The following is a 13,912-nucleotide window of genomic DNA, read 5'->3' as shown; positions in this document are numbered from 1 at the left end:
GCGGTATGAACTCTTCTGACGAATACAAGGGGCTGAAAGACTACACATTCCTGCTCGCCTCTCTTTGGATTCTGCTGGCTGTTCCTTGGATCAAGCGAATGGACGGTAGCACACCTTTGAAAGTGGGAATTCTGCTAGTTGTTATCTGTCTGCTGTTTTCTGCAAGACGACTGATCAGACATGAGTGGCTGGCTGCAAAGCTCGCATCTCTGCATGTGAAGATGTGGCATCTGTATATGGTGGTCGCGATTCTGTATTTTCTTTTTGCAATAATTTCTTGACTAGTATCCTATGGTCTGCGATTGAGGAGCCGGATTCGAACTGGAGGGAATGTAATGAAATCGAAGTGTACTTTTTACTCAATGATTCTTTTCTCAGGTCTTCTCCTGCTAGCAGCCTGTTCAGCTTCCAGTGCTGACTGGAACAGCCATTTTGTTGTCTGGAAAGGCGATCAGTACGAAGTTGTCGATGAGTATGTGACGGACGTCGGAGAAGAGGTTGGAGAGGTAACAGCCTTCTCTGATCGAGAAGGGAAGTACCAAGGGAACTTTTCGAACAAGTATCGGAAAGGGACGAAGTATTATGCCATACCTGGATTAGTGTCCGAGGAAGTGATTGCTGTCGAGGAAGACGGGAAATATCGGAAAGCTGTGAATGCAGGAAAGTATGTCGGGAAGTGAAGAATAGTGGATATATAGTGTCTCGTGGGGAACGAGTTTTAGCAAAAGATCATCACAGTCTATTTTAAATGCGCTAACCGAACTAAAGAGAAGTTAGCAGCACGTTGGTAACTCCAAACTATTCTGCTTTAGAAAAACCTAATAAAAGTAAATTTTTAGTTAGTGATGAGATAATTTTTTCAAATATCCATAGAGCAAGGAGAGAAAGATATATGGAGAATAAATGGTACTCGGTTTATGCTTTGATTTTAGGAATTGTCTCTTTTTTTACTGGAGAAATCGTTACGTTTATTATGTTGGGGTTCATTCTAATGGCTCTGATAAACATCAATACAACGTTGAAAAAGAATGGACAGCATTCAGATGGCAGTAATAACAGAAGTCTTTGACTATAGGGAGGCTTTTAAACAATAGAGGAGGGAAGAGCATGGCAATTACAGCAATTTACATAGTTTTGACGCCTATTCTGGCGTTTCTCGGCGGACTGCTGTCGTATAGCATGATGCTGCGGCTGTTGTGGCGCGAATCGATTGGAGCTGAATTAGGAACGGTTGTCTTTTGGGGCAGTGCGTTTTTTTCGATCATGATTCCTGTCTATTTTACCGTGGTCTACCTTCTTGCGCGCCGCTTCAAGCATAATGCACTCTTTCTCTTTCCCGTTGCATGTCTTCTGGTCTCATTCCTGCCAGTACTTCTAATCTTCGCACCTTTCGGCAGTCATGCGCTGTTTTCGGAACAATCCGCACTTGTTACTGCATTCTTCACAGCCGCCGGCATCATTTTCGGTCTATGCAGCTGGCTGTTCAGGAAATTCAAATGGAGATTCAATCAATAACACATGTCTGCCGTTCAATCTATTAACAAATGTCTGAAAATAGTGTTATTTAACCTGAGATATTATGGTGAAATTGTGGAAAGGATGTGTTCATATGATAAAAAGATTTCGTAATATGTCTCTGTTTGTAATCGGCCTTTTAGCAACTGCCATAGGGTTGCCTGTCTTAAATGCAACAGCCCTCCCTTCGTTCGATGTCGTACTCTATTCCATGTTCGGGGAAGGAAGCATATCGGCGCTGCTGTTTGCTGCTCTTCTTATCGGAATGGTGCTGTTCAGTATGAAAAAGTTGGTCGAGAGCTACCAATTACGCGGATAGTGTTTTCAACTTAGGAGAAATGGTAGCTGATTATTCTGTAAGCGCCTGTGGATTTTTTTGTTGCAAATAGTGGTATTCAGAGAACTAAGTGAATGCAATCCTACAGATTGTCTATGGAACGTTTGCATTGATCCGCAGGCTTGGATCGATTATCGGTTTACGCAACGCAGTCAGGACTGCACGGAGTATTGGGTGGAGGAATAGGGGGAGAGCCAATGAATCTGTTCATTCTCGGAATAGTGCTCGTTTTTGTGAAGACGAATCTGCAGCTGTTGGACACGGGTGTGTTTTACTATGTCACGAATGCTGCAGGATATTTGCTGATCTATATTGGGATCCATCAGTTGAAGGCGGAGATTCCTGGATTGCGATGGTTATTGGCTTACGTACTGGTGATGGTGCTCCATAGTGTCGGATTCGCTGTACTCAATGGCACCGGACATTCGATTCGGACGATTCCGCTGTCAGGCGGCGTGAACACGATGACAGCGCTAATTCTTACTCTGCTTGCTGTTGTAGGAATGGCAATGGTTTTTTATATTCTCCATGAAGTGCTCGAGGCGGTACGAAGTAAGGAGAATGCCGCTTTTCCGGAAGTGGGGAGTCTTGAAAAGGTGCCTGGACTGTTGCTTATCCTGATGGTTATAACCTGCGTTCTCTTCTTTACCGTACCGTCTGCTGCAAGCTTTTTGATGATTGTCCTACTGGCGGCGGAATTGGTGTTTGTCGCCAGTTTTTCTGCAAGGGTACGAGTGGTCTGAGAGGCTAATTCTTGAAAGAGGTGCGATGAATGAAGCTGAATGATTTTATGTTGAAGAATTTTCCGGGATTGGAGCTCCGTTCGCCTCTGTTTTACTCTTGGGATGCGAGCATCCGGTTCGAACTCGGTGTGGATGAGAGCACTGTCAGTATTCATGAAAATCCACGGTATTTACAAGGAGTGTATCGGCGTGCAATCGATTTATTCGAAGCGCTGCATGCGCCTCAAGATGTGCTCTATCTTGTAGCTGACGCCCACGATTTAGGAAAAGGGTATGCGTTGCAGCGGAAGTTGAATGTCTTTACGAAGTATGTAAATACGACCTCGGTCTTGCGCCATCTGCAGCACGAGAACCGTCCTTTCGTCTATCCTGAAGATGATGAAGACGGCATCTACCGGACCCACCGGTTCAGTCTTAGATGCCGTCGTTCGGATTTTCGGTATGCTGCACTGCTGAAGGCGATCTGCAATCAGGATATGGGTAAAAGACCCTCTATCCACTATCCCGTCTATTTTGTGAATGAAACGAAAGGGACGATCTACTATGTCTACGACGATAGAGGCTGTGATGTGCTTGGAACGGAACCGGGGGTAATACACTCGGTGTATGAGGAGTTCAATGACTGGATTTTGGATTATGATCGTGCGGAGATTGATAAAGTGTTCTCTTGTTCGGGATAGATGATTGGACAATCGCGTTTGTTGAACTATTTCTTTTACAGAAAGATACGTAAAAGTGTGTAACAGGCAATGCTGATTGTTACGCCACTACAAGTCGGTTGTCTTCAGCTGAACATAGTAGACTGTTCAATTGTTTCATACACAGATGCTTTAAAAGTAGGAAGGGGATTATATGGCACGCTGCGCAAATTGTAATTACAAGTGGAAGGTTAAAGACGTTCTTGCACTTGGTTTTTCAAAGAGGGGAAAAGAATGTGGTAACTGCGGTCACCGACAATACGTATCTGCCGAGACACAAAGACTATTTACGTTAGGATACTTGAGTCTTCTATTTGTTCCGTTTCTCCTTTCAAAAATCAAATTGAGCGGCAAGGACGAACCGTTATGGTAATTTGCTTCAAACGCGGCCAATTCTAGAAGAAACGGTTACAAGATATGATGAACAACAGAGCAGACGGAGGTAAACGATGATTCCTGCAACTGAAGTTGATGACCGTGTACAAATCAGACCAATAACGAAAGAAGACTTTGCATATGTTCTAAAATGGAGCAAGGACGTTACTTTTTGCACTGCTAACGAATGGAAGCGAAATCGGAAGGAGCCAGAATTGCATTCCTGGTGGTTACGTTGTGTCAATCAGACAGCTGATGATTTCCTTCGCATGGGAATCGAACTGGATCATCAACTGATTGGATATGCAGACTTGGCCCATATTGAAAATCATTCAGCGGAACTCGGCATTGCCATTGGTGACAGTGAATTATGGGGCATGGGAATTGGATATAGCGCAAGCAGACGGATGATGGAGTATGCGTCCATGCATTTAGGGATCACAGTTTTCACTGCGGAAACCCACGAAACCAATAGGCGATCACGAAAAATGTTGGAAAATCTGGGCTTTCTTGAAGTCAGCAGGATGGGTAGCGAGTATTATTTAGGCGCTGATACAGCGTTAATCCAGTATAGAGTGTCTTTGTAGATAGGGAGCTTTCTATGTATTTTTACTTGAGCATCGCATACACATCCTGAGTTTGTTCTTTATCTTAAATGAAGAAAGAGTGCCTGTTGTACCGTAATTTCTTAATGTGATTTTACTGTTAAGCACAACTTGCTCATCATAAGAGAAGAAGGATTCTGCTTTCTCAAGAACTCAGGAAAACAATTAGAAAATCGAGGAGGATTTCATGCCCAGCACAATAGCCGGTAGAATCGCATTTGCCATGTTTATAATCTTCATCATTCAAATCATTACGGTTATCACTCTAATCTTCACGAGCCCTCTTTTGGGAATCGTGGTCATACTAATCTCAAGCATACTTGTTGGGCCGATCTTTTTAGTGACCGGGACGCTAGGTGCCGTATTTGAAGACGAATCTAAAAAAGTGATTCCGCTCATAGTGCTTGTCTTGGGGGCCATTGAACTAGCCATGTTCTTGTTTGTTGCGTTCGGATTTGAGTTTGGCGGTTAAACGCCCTGAAGTGTGCATATCACAGAATTCACGTATTAGAAAGTCAACAGCTACTCGTTGAAGGGAGCTCATTTTGATAAATACAAAACTGAACATCATTACGAATGTAGTTAGTTATATAGTCTTTCTTCTGTTAGCTGGTTAGGGAGCGGCGAACAGCAAATAGCCGAGATATTGATCTACATAGGGGCTCTACTGATACTCCTCTTTTTGCCCGTTATTAGGGAGTTACCGAGAAGTGGCCACGATGAAAATAGGGAGATTTTAATTGCCATTTAAAAAGTTGTCAAACAAGCAGACTGACTGGAGGATTGACATGAATCGTAATGTGATCATTAATGTACCGACTTATACGGATCTCGATTCAGATTTTCCTGAACCACCTGAGAAAAATTATGACTACTGGACATCGTTAGTGTCATTCTTTCTAAAGCAATCTAACAAGGTAGAAATCCATTGCTGGGATGATGAAGTTGAAACGATTGATGGGCTTACGTCTTGTGCTGCTCATCTTTCTAACATGAGAAAAGAACCGAATTTGACAATTTTTCAAACTGAGCTAACGCCAGCTATAGCAGATTATCTAGTGACTTACCATATTAATAGTGATGGACATCTTAAGTGGTTTACAGTTAATTTATTTAAGGATCAGCTGGCTGTATTTCACTCGGGACATTGGGGGACAGAAGTTTTCCTACCAAATGTTATGGATCGAGACATTGCAGTTATCAAGAAAGTGTTGCCAAATGGCACGAGTTTTTATCGGTATTGAAATCTTTATGTTTCATCAAGGAGAAAGTTCTGGAGATAGGTCGGGACGCTGAGTGCTAAGGGGGAAGTAAGCATGGAAGTTACCTTAAGAGACGGCACCATAATGTCCATTGAGCCATATGTACATAGTGATTTTACCGATATACAAAAATTGAACGAAGTGGAAGGGTGGCACACACTATCCCGAAATTGCAGGAAGACAAGAATTGCGTGGGAGAACTCAACTATCGCGTTTATAGTTAGAGCGCAGCATAACGAAATAGTAGGATTTATTAGAGGGCATACGGATACGGCTGTCAGCCTTTTTATTTGTGAACTGCTGATTGATAAAAGATACCGGGGGTTAGGAATCGGCACGACATTACTTCAATATGTCCATGACATGTACCCGGACACACGCGTAGAACTACTGGCCACCAGCGGCTCACAGACTTACTACGAAAACTTGGGCTATCGTCCTTTTTACGGGTTTAGAAAAACATATCAGGAATGATTTAAGTTAGTGAGTGGGATTTTTTAAGAAAAATTATTTGTTCAATAAATAGAACTATATAGTCTGTACACTTTACATATAAACCAAAGACACCATGCCTTTAAAGTAGTGGTGTCCTTTTTTACTGCACAAAGAATAGTAGCTTCCTTTCTGTTGCTGCAATGTATAATGAAATTAAAACCACTCAAATCTACAAGTTGTCTATAAAGGGGGCTACTATGCAAATCATATCGGAACTGCTCAAAAAACCATGGTTTTTGGGGAGTCTAGTTGTTGTTTTTGTAGCCATCGTCTTATGGAATATTCCGATTGAGAAAAGGAAATATGGGCTCTCTCAAGGCAGTTTAGTTACCGATTATCCCGGGCTTCTTCCTGAGCGCGTGGAACGAGTTGTCAAAGCGGAAAACCGAAATGATTTGCAGAGGATTGTTAAAGAAGCAAATCGGAATGGACAGAAGATCTCGGTTGCTGGATTACAGCATTCGCAAGGTGGCCATACGTATTATAAAGATGGTGTCGTACTGGATATGCGAACTTTCAACCGGATACTTGAGATAGATGAACGGCAGAAGACGATTCGTGTAGAGGCAGGAGCAACGTGGGAGGACGTCCAAGAGGCCATTCAACCGCATGGATTCGCTTTGAAAGTGACTCAATCGCAATCCATTTTTACGATAGGCGGTTCCCTGTCGGTTAATGCGCACGGGCGGGATATCCGTTTTGGCCCAATGGCGGAAACCGTAAAGGAAATGACGCTACTAACCCCTTCAGGTGACATGAAGACCATAACGAGGGAAGACCCCGATGAATGGATGAAGTATGTGTTTGGCGGATACGGATTGTTTGGCGTGATTTTAGATGTGACGTTGGAATTGACGGAAAATGACCTCTACACGATCCATACAGAACAGTTGAAATCAAATGAGTATGCATCCTATTTCAAACGGTTATTGAAACAGCGAAATACAGCGATGCACTATGCCAGAGTGAGCGTTGCGCCCGCATCTTTCCTCGACGAAATGGTAGTTGTCAATTACGACTCTACAGATAAACAGGATCCTAATACGGCGCTCAAAAAAGAGCAAGGCGTCAAACTGAGTAAGCTGGCACTAGATGTGGGCCGACTCGGTGGGGCTTTTGAAAATGTGTTTTGGGGAACTCAAAAGCACTATCTTGCTTCTCTTGAAGGAAACGAAATTACCCGGAATAATGTGATGCGCTCCGAGTCGACATTTATGGAGTACACAAAGCCGGGGCGGGTGGAAGTGTTGCAAGAGTTTTTTGTTCCGGTGGATGCCTTTGAAGCCTATCTGCATGATTTAAGGCAAGTGATTCCAGCCAACGACAGCAAAGATGATTTCAAACTTCATAATATAACGGTGCGATATGCGGCCAAAGACGACTTCACCACACTGAATTATGCCAAAGAGGACATGTTAGGTTTGGTTGTATTGATCCAGCATGGAGTAAAGGAAGAACAGGTTGCCAACGCAGAATCACTCATCCGGACTTGGACTGACTTAACTCTTGAGCATGGCGGGACCTATTACTTGCCTTACTACCGTTATCAAACAAAAGATCAATTCAGGAGTTCGTACCCTGAGTGGGAAAAGTTTAAGGAAGAAAAATTACGAAGAGATCCAAATAACATCTTTCAAAATATGTTCTACGAGTATTACGTAAAGTGAAGGAGCACAGCATGAATTCCAAAAGTGCACGGTATCTGCCGCTTGTTGTCACGGTGGGACAGGTTGTCATTTTCCCGTACTATATTATTTGGCTGAAGCAAGTCTCTTTGACGTTTACGTTATTTGCCTGGTTCTTTGCGGCATTCTCTTTCGCGGCGGCTTGGGGGTATCGGACATTTCAGTCGAAAAAGAATAAGGAACGCTCATATATATTCGTTGTGTATGCAGGCATGGGAATGGCATACGTACTGATTGGCTGTATCAAGAATTCATATGAAAGTCTTCCTTATATGGTGCTGCCCTTGCAAGTAATCCTTGGCTTATTACAAGGTTACTTTCGTGCATGGCATACTGAGCAGGAAACGTACCATTTACACGCGGTTCATCATTATTTGATTGTCGGTTTCATGATGATCGGCTTTAGTTTTCTTAAAATCATTTCGCCAGTTGTCTTTCTCACTATTTTTGGTTTCTTGTTGTTGATGTGCAGCTTGTGGGAATTCATCAGAAGAGGGAAGTGGAGTTTGACAAAAAAAGTGTAACGGCCTGTTGAATGCCGCATTCGACTCTTTCTGCATGATGGAACTGAAAGTTTCTTAAATGGAATCTCATAAGTACGTGCAAAAGACCGCTAATAGTCTCATTAGCGGTCTTTTTCTATGGGGAATTGTTTATAGCATTTTTATTTTACTTCTTCCACCGATCTGGATAACGGCGGATTTTGTCCTAAGTTTTTATCCACAGGAATGACCAAGTTCAAAATCACGGTCGCCAATGCACCTACTGAAATTCCTGAAGAGAGGAGATAGTTCGCCCAGTTCGGGACAGTTGCGAGTACTTCTTTTGGAAGCACGGTAACCGCGATCGTCAGCAAGATCGGAACGCCGATGACAATCATGTTGCGATCGTCGATAATGATCGGCTGGATGATTTTCATCCCATTCGTGACGATTGCCACACAGACGATACCGAAAATCCCGTTAATGACGGATTCCGGGATACAAATAATGATTGCAGACAATTTGGGGATGAACCCAAGTAATACAAGGATGAAACCGCTCGCCATGATCACCATGCGGCTTCCGACTCCAGTAATTGCGAGGAGTCCTGCGTTCGATGAATAACCAGTGAGTGGCGTACTTCCGAATAGGGATCCGACGAAACAGCCAAGCCCTTCACCGAACGATGCTCGGTTCAAACGTTTTTCATCCAATTCCTCTTCTGTAATCGTCGAAACAACGAACCACGTTCCAGTTGTTTCAAGCAGGATGATCAAGTACACAAGCATCATCGTGAGGATGGCGCCCATATCGAATACGGGTTTTCCGAATGGTAATAATGTCGGAAGTGAGAACCAGGCAGCTTCTTTAACCGGCGTGAAGTCAATCGGATAGAAGAAACTTGCGGCAATCGATCCGGCAACGATCGCTAGAATGACAGAGACGAGTCGGAAAAATGAGCCGAATCGTGGCAAACGCTTACCTAGAACCATACATGTTACAAGGACACCTGCAGAGACTGAAGCGATGGCTACGTTTTGACCAATAGTCCCTTCGGCAAAGTAGATGTTATTCAAGCCAACAGGCATTAACGCGATACCTACGATGATGATGACCGTTCCTCCAACGATTGGCGGAACAATTTTACGGACGGTTTTTGCGAATACTTTCAAAGGATAACCGAGGAGTGCAATCATGATCGCGCCAGGAATGAGGCTTCCTGCAATGGCTCCAAGTCCCAGTTTACCGCCAATTGCGGCAATTGCACCAATCGGTACATATGAAGGACCTTGAACAACTGGCAGTTTCAAACCGAAGCCGGTTTGTATGAGCGTTGCAAGTCCAGTTGCGAGGAAACACATCTGAACAAAGAATGAAGTATTTTCAGTACTCAACGAGAGCAAGCCCGCTACGATAATGGGCGCAATATACAAATCCATCGCGAGTACGTGCTGTAATCCTAGTGCAATCGCTTTTGGATAACTAACTTTCTCATCAACACCGATGAGCAGACCATCTGGGCGTTTCTTGGACAACATGAACACTCCTTAGTTCGTTTTTGTTAAGGTATAGAAGGAGTATAAAGAATTAAATTGTTTTTGTACAGTCAAAATGCGAACGTTTTAAAATTTTGTTTTACATTGGTTCGTGTTTTGGGTTGACCAAAGCAGAATCCTTTCGTACAATTAGGGTAACCAAGAGAATGGAAGGGGATCTACCCATGTTGAAAGATACTGCGTTACAAGAAGAGTGGCTCGTTGCTTGTCGATCTCAAGATGTCCAAGAAGCGCCGATTCAAATTGTTCTAATGGGAGAAAGACTGGCAATTTTCCGCAATAGTAAAGGCGTCCATGCATTTAAGGACTTGTGTATACATAGAGGAGCTGCACTATCACTCGGTGAAGTGAAAAACGATTGTCTTGTGTGCCCATATCATGGGTGGGAATATGAAGATGAAGGGGATTGTGTGAAAATCCCTCAGTTACCTGAAGGAAAATCGATTCCGAAAAAAGCGAAGGCCATCACCTATTCTTGTGTCGAAAAATATGGACTCATCTGGGTGAATCTTGCTGGAAATGAACCGGAGTTCTTTAAGTATCCAGAAATGGAGTCGGATGAATGGAGAAATGTCATCTGGGGTCCACAGGAAGTGGAGGCCCTTCCTCCAAGGATCATAGAAAACTTCTTGGATGTCGGTCATCTAGCTGTCGTTCACCAAGGCTTTCTCGGTGAAGAGGCACATCGTGAAATTGAACCGTACAAGATGAATGAAGTGGATGGAAGAATGTATTCCGATGAAATCCGGATTTTCCAACCGGATGCAGACGGAACGGGAGTGGCAAAATACGTCTACTATACGTATGAGATTGTACGTCCGCTCACGGTACGATTTACGAAACGGGATGCTGAGAATGATACATTGATGACAATCCTGCTGACGGTGCGTCCGATGTCAGAGACGCATTCTGTCGCATATGGTATATTGTCATTCAACTACGATACGGGGCAGACGGATGAAGAGATTATCGAGTTCCAGGACTTGATATTCGCTCAAGATAAACCAATCGTCCAAAACCAGAAACCTGAAGAACTGCCACTCGATTTGCAAGTGGAATTGTCACTTGTTTCGGATCGTGTGAGCATCGCGTATCGTCAATATTTAAAAAAATGCGGAGTCACTCTAGGTACAGCTTAATAGGTTTGTGAAAAGCTATCCGTTCTGGATAGCTTTTTTGAGTTGTGTGATAAACTGATAGAAAGAATATCCGCTATGATATACCAAAGGAGAACGATAGAAAAGGAGGGATGTTATGCTGAAACGACAGTCGGTATTGGTTTCATGGGTCTGTGCAGTTTTCTTGCTAGCTTCTTGCGGTGCCAATGCGGGTAGACCGAGTACTCAGCCCGAACCGGAAGATGGCTACGTATTGAAAGATGATGTGACCAATATTAACGAACACTTGAATTATGACGATAGCGAGTTACACAAAATTTACTTTGCAGGCGGCTGTTTCTGGGGCGTGGAAGCGTATTTTGCAAGGCTTTACGGAGTGCAGGATACAGTTTCCGGGTATGCGAACGGAACAGGAGAACATCCGACGTATGAAGAGGTTATCAAAGGCGATGAGAAATTCGCGGAAACCGTGGAAGTCACGTATGATCCGGACCGGATTTCGTTGGAAACACTCATTGATCATCTGTTTCAAGTGATTGATCCGACAACGAAAGATAAGCAAGGGAATGATGTTGGCGTCCATTATCGTTCCGGGATTTATTATACAAATGAAGCGGATGCGGAAGTTGTGAAAGAAGCTGTGAAAGATGAACAGCAGTTCTATAAAAAGGCTATTGCAACGGAAGCAGCACCTCTAGATAATTTCTATGAAGCGGAAGAGTTCCACCAAGACTATTTAGTGAAGAATCCGAACGGGTATTGTCATATCAATTTACATGTGTTGGATGATATTAAGATCCAACCGATTATCCGGGATGAAGAGGTTGTGAAGCGGTTGAGCGAGCCGAAAGAAGATGAAGAGACGAACTGATGGAGGGGAATGCAGGATGAAGACGTTGCTGATTAGAAATGCTAGGATCCGGGATGATCAGGATTTGCAGGATATTTGGATGGAGGAAGGGGTCATCCGAAAAATCGGATCGGGATTATCTGCTGGCGCGGATCGCGAAATTGACTGTAAGGGCAGGGTTGTACTGCCAGGCTTGGTTGAAGGGCATATCCATCCGGACAAAGCATTTTTAGAGGAACGGAAACCGAATGTTTCTGGAACTCTTGAAGAGGCGATTAAAAATACCGGTGAACTGAAAGCGGAATACACGTATGAAGACGTGTATGCGCGTTCTGAGAAAGTGCTGAAGTGGGCGATTGCTAAAGGAACAACGGTGATGCGTGCTCATCCCGACGTCGATCATATTGAAAAACTGATGGGCGTGGAAGTGTTGCTTGAATTGAAAGAAGTCTATAAGGATAAAATCGATTTGCAAATTGTTGTCTTCCCCCAAGAAGGCATCTTGAAATCCGAAGGGACGCTCGAACGGATGGAAGAGGGCATTCTTATGGGGGCAGATGTTGTCGGAGGCTGCCCTTACAATGAAAAGACGCTGGAAGATTCCATTCGCCATTTGGAATTGGTCTTTGACTTAGCGAAAAAGCATGAGTTGCCGCTCGACTTGCACGTGGATTTCGCCGATCATACGGAAGATCCTCGATACTTGCTGACGGATCGGATTTGCGACCTGACGATAGAACGGGGGATGCAAGGTCGTGTGACGCTCGGTCATGTGACGACACTTGGATCGCTTGACCTTGAAGAGGCGTCTCTGTTATTTGCAAAGATTGCACATGCGGGAATTACAATCATGCCGCTTCCTGCAACGGACGTGTATTTGAATGGCCGGAATGATGAGAAGAATGTACGGCGTGGGATGGCGCCCGTGCGGCAGATGCTGGAGCATGGGGTGAATGTGGCGTTTGCTTCGAATAATATCCGCAATGCTTTTACGCCGTTCGGCAATGCGAACTTACTGCTGATCGGGTATCTGCTTGCGGAGACACAATTCATGGGATCTGCAGAACAGCAGCGGGCCGTCCTCGACATGATTACGTACAATGCAGCGAAGTGTCTAGGTATTGAAGAGACTTACGGGATTGCTGAGGGGAAGAAGGCGGACTTGGTTGTGTTCGATTCGCTGAAATTGAGTGATGTGATTCAAGACCAGCCGATTGCGAACTACGTGATTAAAGCAGGCAGAGTGATTGTCGAACAATCCATGAACCGCACTGTCGAATAGAAGGGTATATTGTTAGATTGTTTTGAAAGCTGCCGTATATGTGGTAAAGTAATACCATTACAATGTTTGAAAAGGAGGCTGCTTGGATGACGACAGTTGGATTTGTACGCCATGGGGTGACTGCCTGGAACAAACAAGGACGAGCACAAGGGAGTACGGATATTCCGTTGGACGAAGAAGGAATTATGATGGCGGAACGTGCAGCAGAGCGATTCGCTGCAGATACGTGGGATGCCATTTATACGAGCCCTTGGCAGCGTGCGAAACGGACGGCAGAACTGATCGGTCGGCAGATGACACATGCCGAAGTGATTGAAGACACGCGGCTGCGTGAACGTGCTGGCGGATTAATCGAAGGGACGACGGAAGCCGATCGTTTGGCGAAGTGGGGTCCCGATTGGAAGCAGCTGGATTTACAAGGGGAGTCGCATGATAGTGTGATCACCCGAGGAATGTCGTTCATACAAGAGATGCAGCGGCGTTATCCCGATGGCCGAGTGCTTGCAGTCAGTCATGGCGGTTTCATCAAACGGTTATTGTCTGAGTTATTGCCTGGAACGACGTACGAAGAACCGCTCGGGAATACGTCGTTGACGATTGTGAAAATCGGTGAGGACGAAAACGTTTGCGAGTTGTTCAATTGTATAAATCATTTACATGAGATGAAATCTTGAAACCGGCATGCCTTCGGGCAGCCGGTTTTTTTGTGTGCGTGGATACTATGGGAGGTGTTCTCGATCAGTAGGGAGTGTTTGTTTGTCGTTAAGTGAAATTTGTCCGACAAGCAGCGGGATTTGTCGGTCATGCAGAGAGATTTCCCAGACACTGGGCAGCGTTTCTCCATCACCCAGAGGGATTTGTCCGACACCTAGCGGGATTTCTCGATAACGGGACACAATTCAAGGGAGG

Annotated in this window: 17 protein-coding genes; 16 read left to right on the top strand and 1 reads right to left on the bottom strand. The window is 44.4% G+C overall.

Features of this window, described 5'->3' with window-relative positions:
* Positions 1–5: 5 nt before the first annotated feature.
* From H9659_RS07265 to H9659_RS07210, 12 genes are all read left to right on the top strand, one after another.
* On the top strand, positions 6–281 hold the full coding sequence (locus H9659_RS07265) for a hypothetical protein (protein ID WP_191689276.1): 276 nt from the start codon (positions 6–8) through the stop codon (positions 279–281).
* Between the two features lie 54 nt (positions 282–335).
* Positions 336–680 carry a hypothetical protein gene (locus H9659_RS07260; RefSeq protein ID WP_191689275.1) on the top strand — a complete coding sequence of 115 codons (345 nt, stop codon included), beginning with the start codon at positions 336–338 and terminating at the stop codon, positions 678–680.
* A 427-nt stretch (positions 681–1,107) separates the two neighbouring features.
* Positions 1,108–1,515 carry a hypothetical protein gene (locus H9659_RS07255; RefSeq protein WP_191689274.1) on the top strand — a complete coding sequence of 136 codons (408 nt, stop codon included), beginning with the start codon at positions 1,108–1,110 and terminating at the stop codon, positions 1,513–1,515.
* 94 nt (positions 1,516–1,609) lie between these two features.
* Entirely contained in the window at positions 1,610–1,834 is a 225-nt protein-coding gene (locus tag H9659_RS07250; RefSeq protein WP_191689273.1) for a hypothetical protein, read from the top strand.
* Between the two features lie 215 nt (positions 1,835–2,049).
* Complete coding sequence (locus H9659_RS07245; RefSeq protein WP_191689272.1) at positions 2,050–2,595, top strand: hypothetical protein; 546 nt, start codon at positions 2,050–2,052, stop codon at positions 2,593–2,595.
* 29 nt (positions 2,596–2,624) lie between these two features.
* Complete coding sequence (locus tag H9659_RS07240) at positions 2,625–3,275, top strand: DUF3885 domain-containing protein (RefSeq protein WP_191689271.1); 651 nt, start codon at positions 2,625–2,627, stop codon at positions 3,273–3,275.
* A gap of 467 nt (positions 3,276–3,742) precedes the next feature.
* Positions 3,743–4,255: a GNAT family N-acetyltransferase gene (locus tag H9659_RS07235; protein ID WP_191689270.1), complete on the top strand. Its 513-nt coding sequence runs from the start codon at positions 3,743–3,745 to the stop codon at positions 4,253–4,255.
* A 205-nt stretch (positions 4,256–4,460) separates the two neighbouring features.
* Positions 4,461–4,745, top strand: coding sequence for a hypothetical protein (locus H9659_RS07230; RefSeq protein ID WP_191689269.1), 285 nt, complete (start codon positions 4,461–4,463; stop codon positions 4,743–4,745).
* 316 nt (positions 4,746–5,061) lie between these two features.
* Positions 5,062–5,517 (top strand): hypothetical protein, encoded by a 456-nt coding sequence (locus tag H9659_RS07225; RefSeq protein WP_191689268.1) that lies wholly within the window; start codon positions 5,062–5,064, stop codon positions 5,515–5,517.
* 72 nt (positions 5,518–5,589) lie between these two features.
* The gene (locus H9659_RS07220) at positions 5,590–6,009 is read left to right on the top strand and encodes a GNAT family N-acetyltransferase (protein ID WP_191689267.1); all 420 of its coding nucleotides are present in this window, start codon (positions 5,590–5,592) and stop codon (positions 6,007–6,009) included.
* 218 nt (positions 6,010–6,227) lie between these two features.
* Complete coding sequence (locus tag H9659_RS07215; protein WP_225217714.1) at positions 6,228–7,697, top strand: FAD-binding oxidoreductase; 1,470 nt, start codon at positions 6,228–6,230, stop codon at positions 7,695–7,697.
* An 11-nt stretch (positions 7,698–7,708) separates the two neighbouring features.
* Positions 7,709–8,239, top strand: a complete 531-nt coding sequence (locus tag H9659_RS07210; protein WP_191689266.1) for a hypothetical protein — start codon at positions 7,709–7,711, stop codon at positions 8,237–8,239.
* Between the two features lie 140 nt (positions 8,240–8,379).
* On the opposite strand, the gene H9659_RS07205 is transcribed toward H9659_RS07210, so the two are convergent.
* Complete coding sequence (locus H9659_RS07205; protein WP_191689265.1) at positions 8,380–9,735, bottom strand: uracil-xanthine permease family protein; 1,356 nt, start codon at positions 9,733–9,735, stop codon at positions 8,380–8,382.
* A gap of 182 nt (positions 9,736–9,917) precedes the next feature.
* On the opposite strand from H9659_RS07205, the gene H9659_RS07200 reads away from it, so the two are divergent.
* The 4 genes from H9659_RS07200 (at position 9,918) to H9659_RS07185 (ending at position 13,677) form a co-directional block, all read left to right on the top strand.
* A complete protein-coding gene (locus H9659_RS07200) occupies positions 9,918–10,892 on the top strand; it encodes an aromatic ring-hydroxylating oxygenase subunit alpha (protein WP_191689264.1) in 975 nt (324 codons plus the stop codon).
* A 115-nt stretch (positions 10,893–11,007) separates the two neighbouring features.
* Positions 11,008–11,742, top strand: a complete 735-nt coding sequence (msrA, locus tag H9659_RS07195; RefSeq protein ID WP_191689263.1) for a peptide-methionine (S)-S-oxide reductase MsrA — start codon at positions 11,008–11,010, stop codon at positions 11,740–11,742.
* 16 nt (positions 11,743–11,758) lie between these two features.
* Entirely contained in the window at positions 11,759–13,003 is a 1,245-nt protein-coding gene (locus H9659_RS07190) for an amidohydrolase family protein (RefSeq protein WP_191689262.1), read from the top strand.
* 86 nt (positions 13,004–13,089) lie between these two features.
* Complete coding sequence (locus H9659_RS07185) at positions 13,090–13,677, top strand: histidine phosphatase family protein (RefSeq protein ID WP_191689261.1); 588 nt, start codon at positions 13,090–13,092, stop codon at positions 13,675–13,677.
* Positions 13,678–13,912: the final 235 nt, after the last annotated feature.

Source organism: Sporosarcina gallistercoris, assembly GCF_014836415.1.
GTDB lineage: Bacteria > Bacillota > Bacilli > Bacillales_A > Planococcaceae > Sporosarcina > Sporosarcina gallistercoris.
The sequence above is the reverse complement of the archived record's forward strand: the minus strand, read 5'-3'. Positions and strand labels throughout refer to the sequence as shown.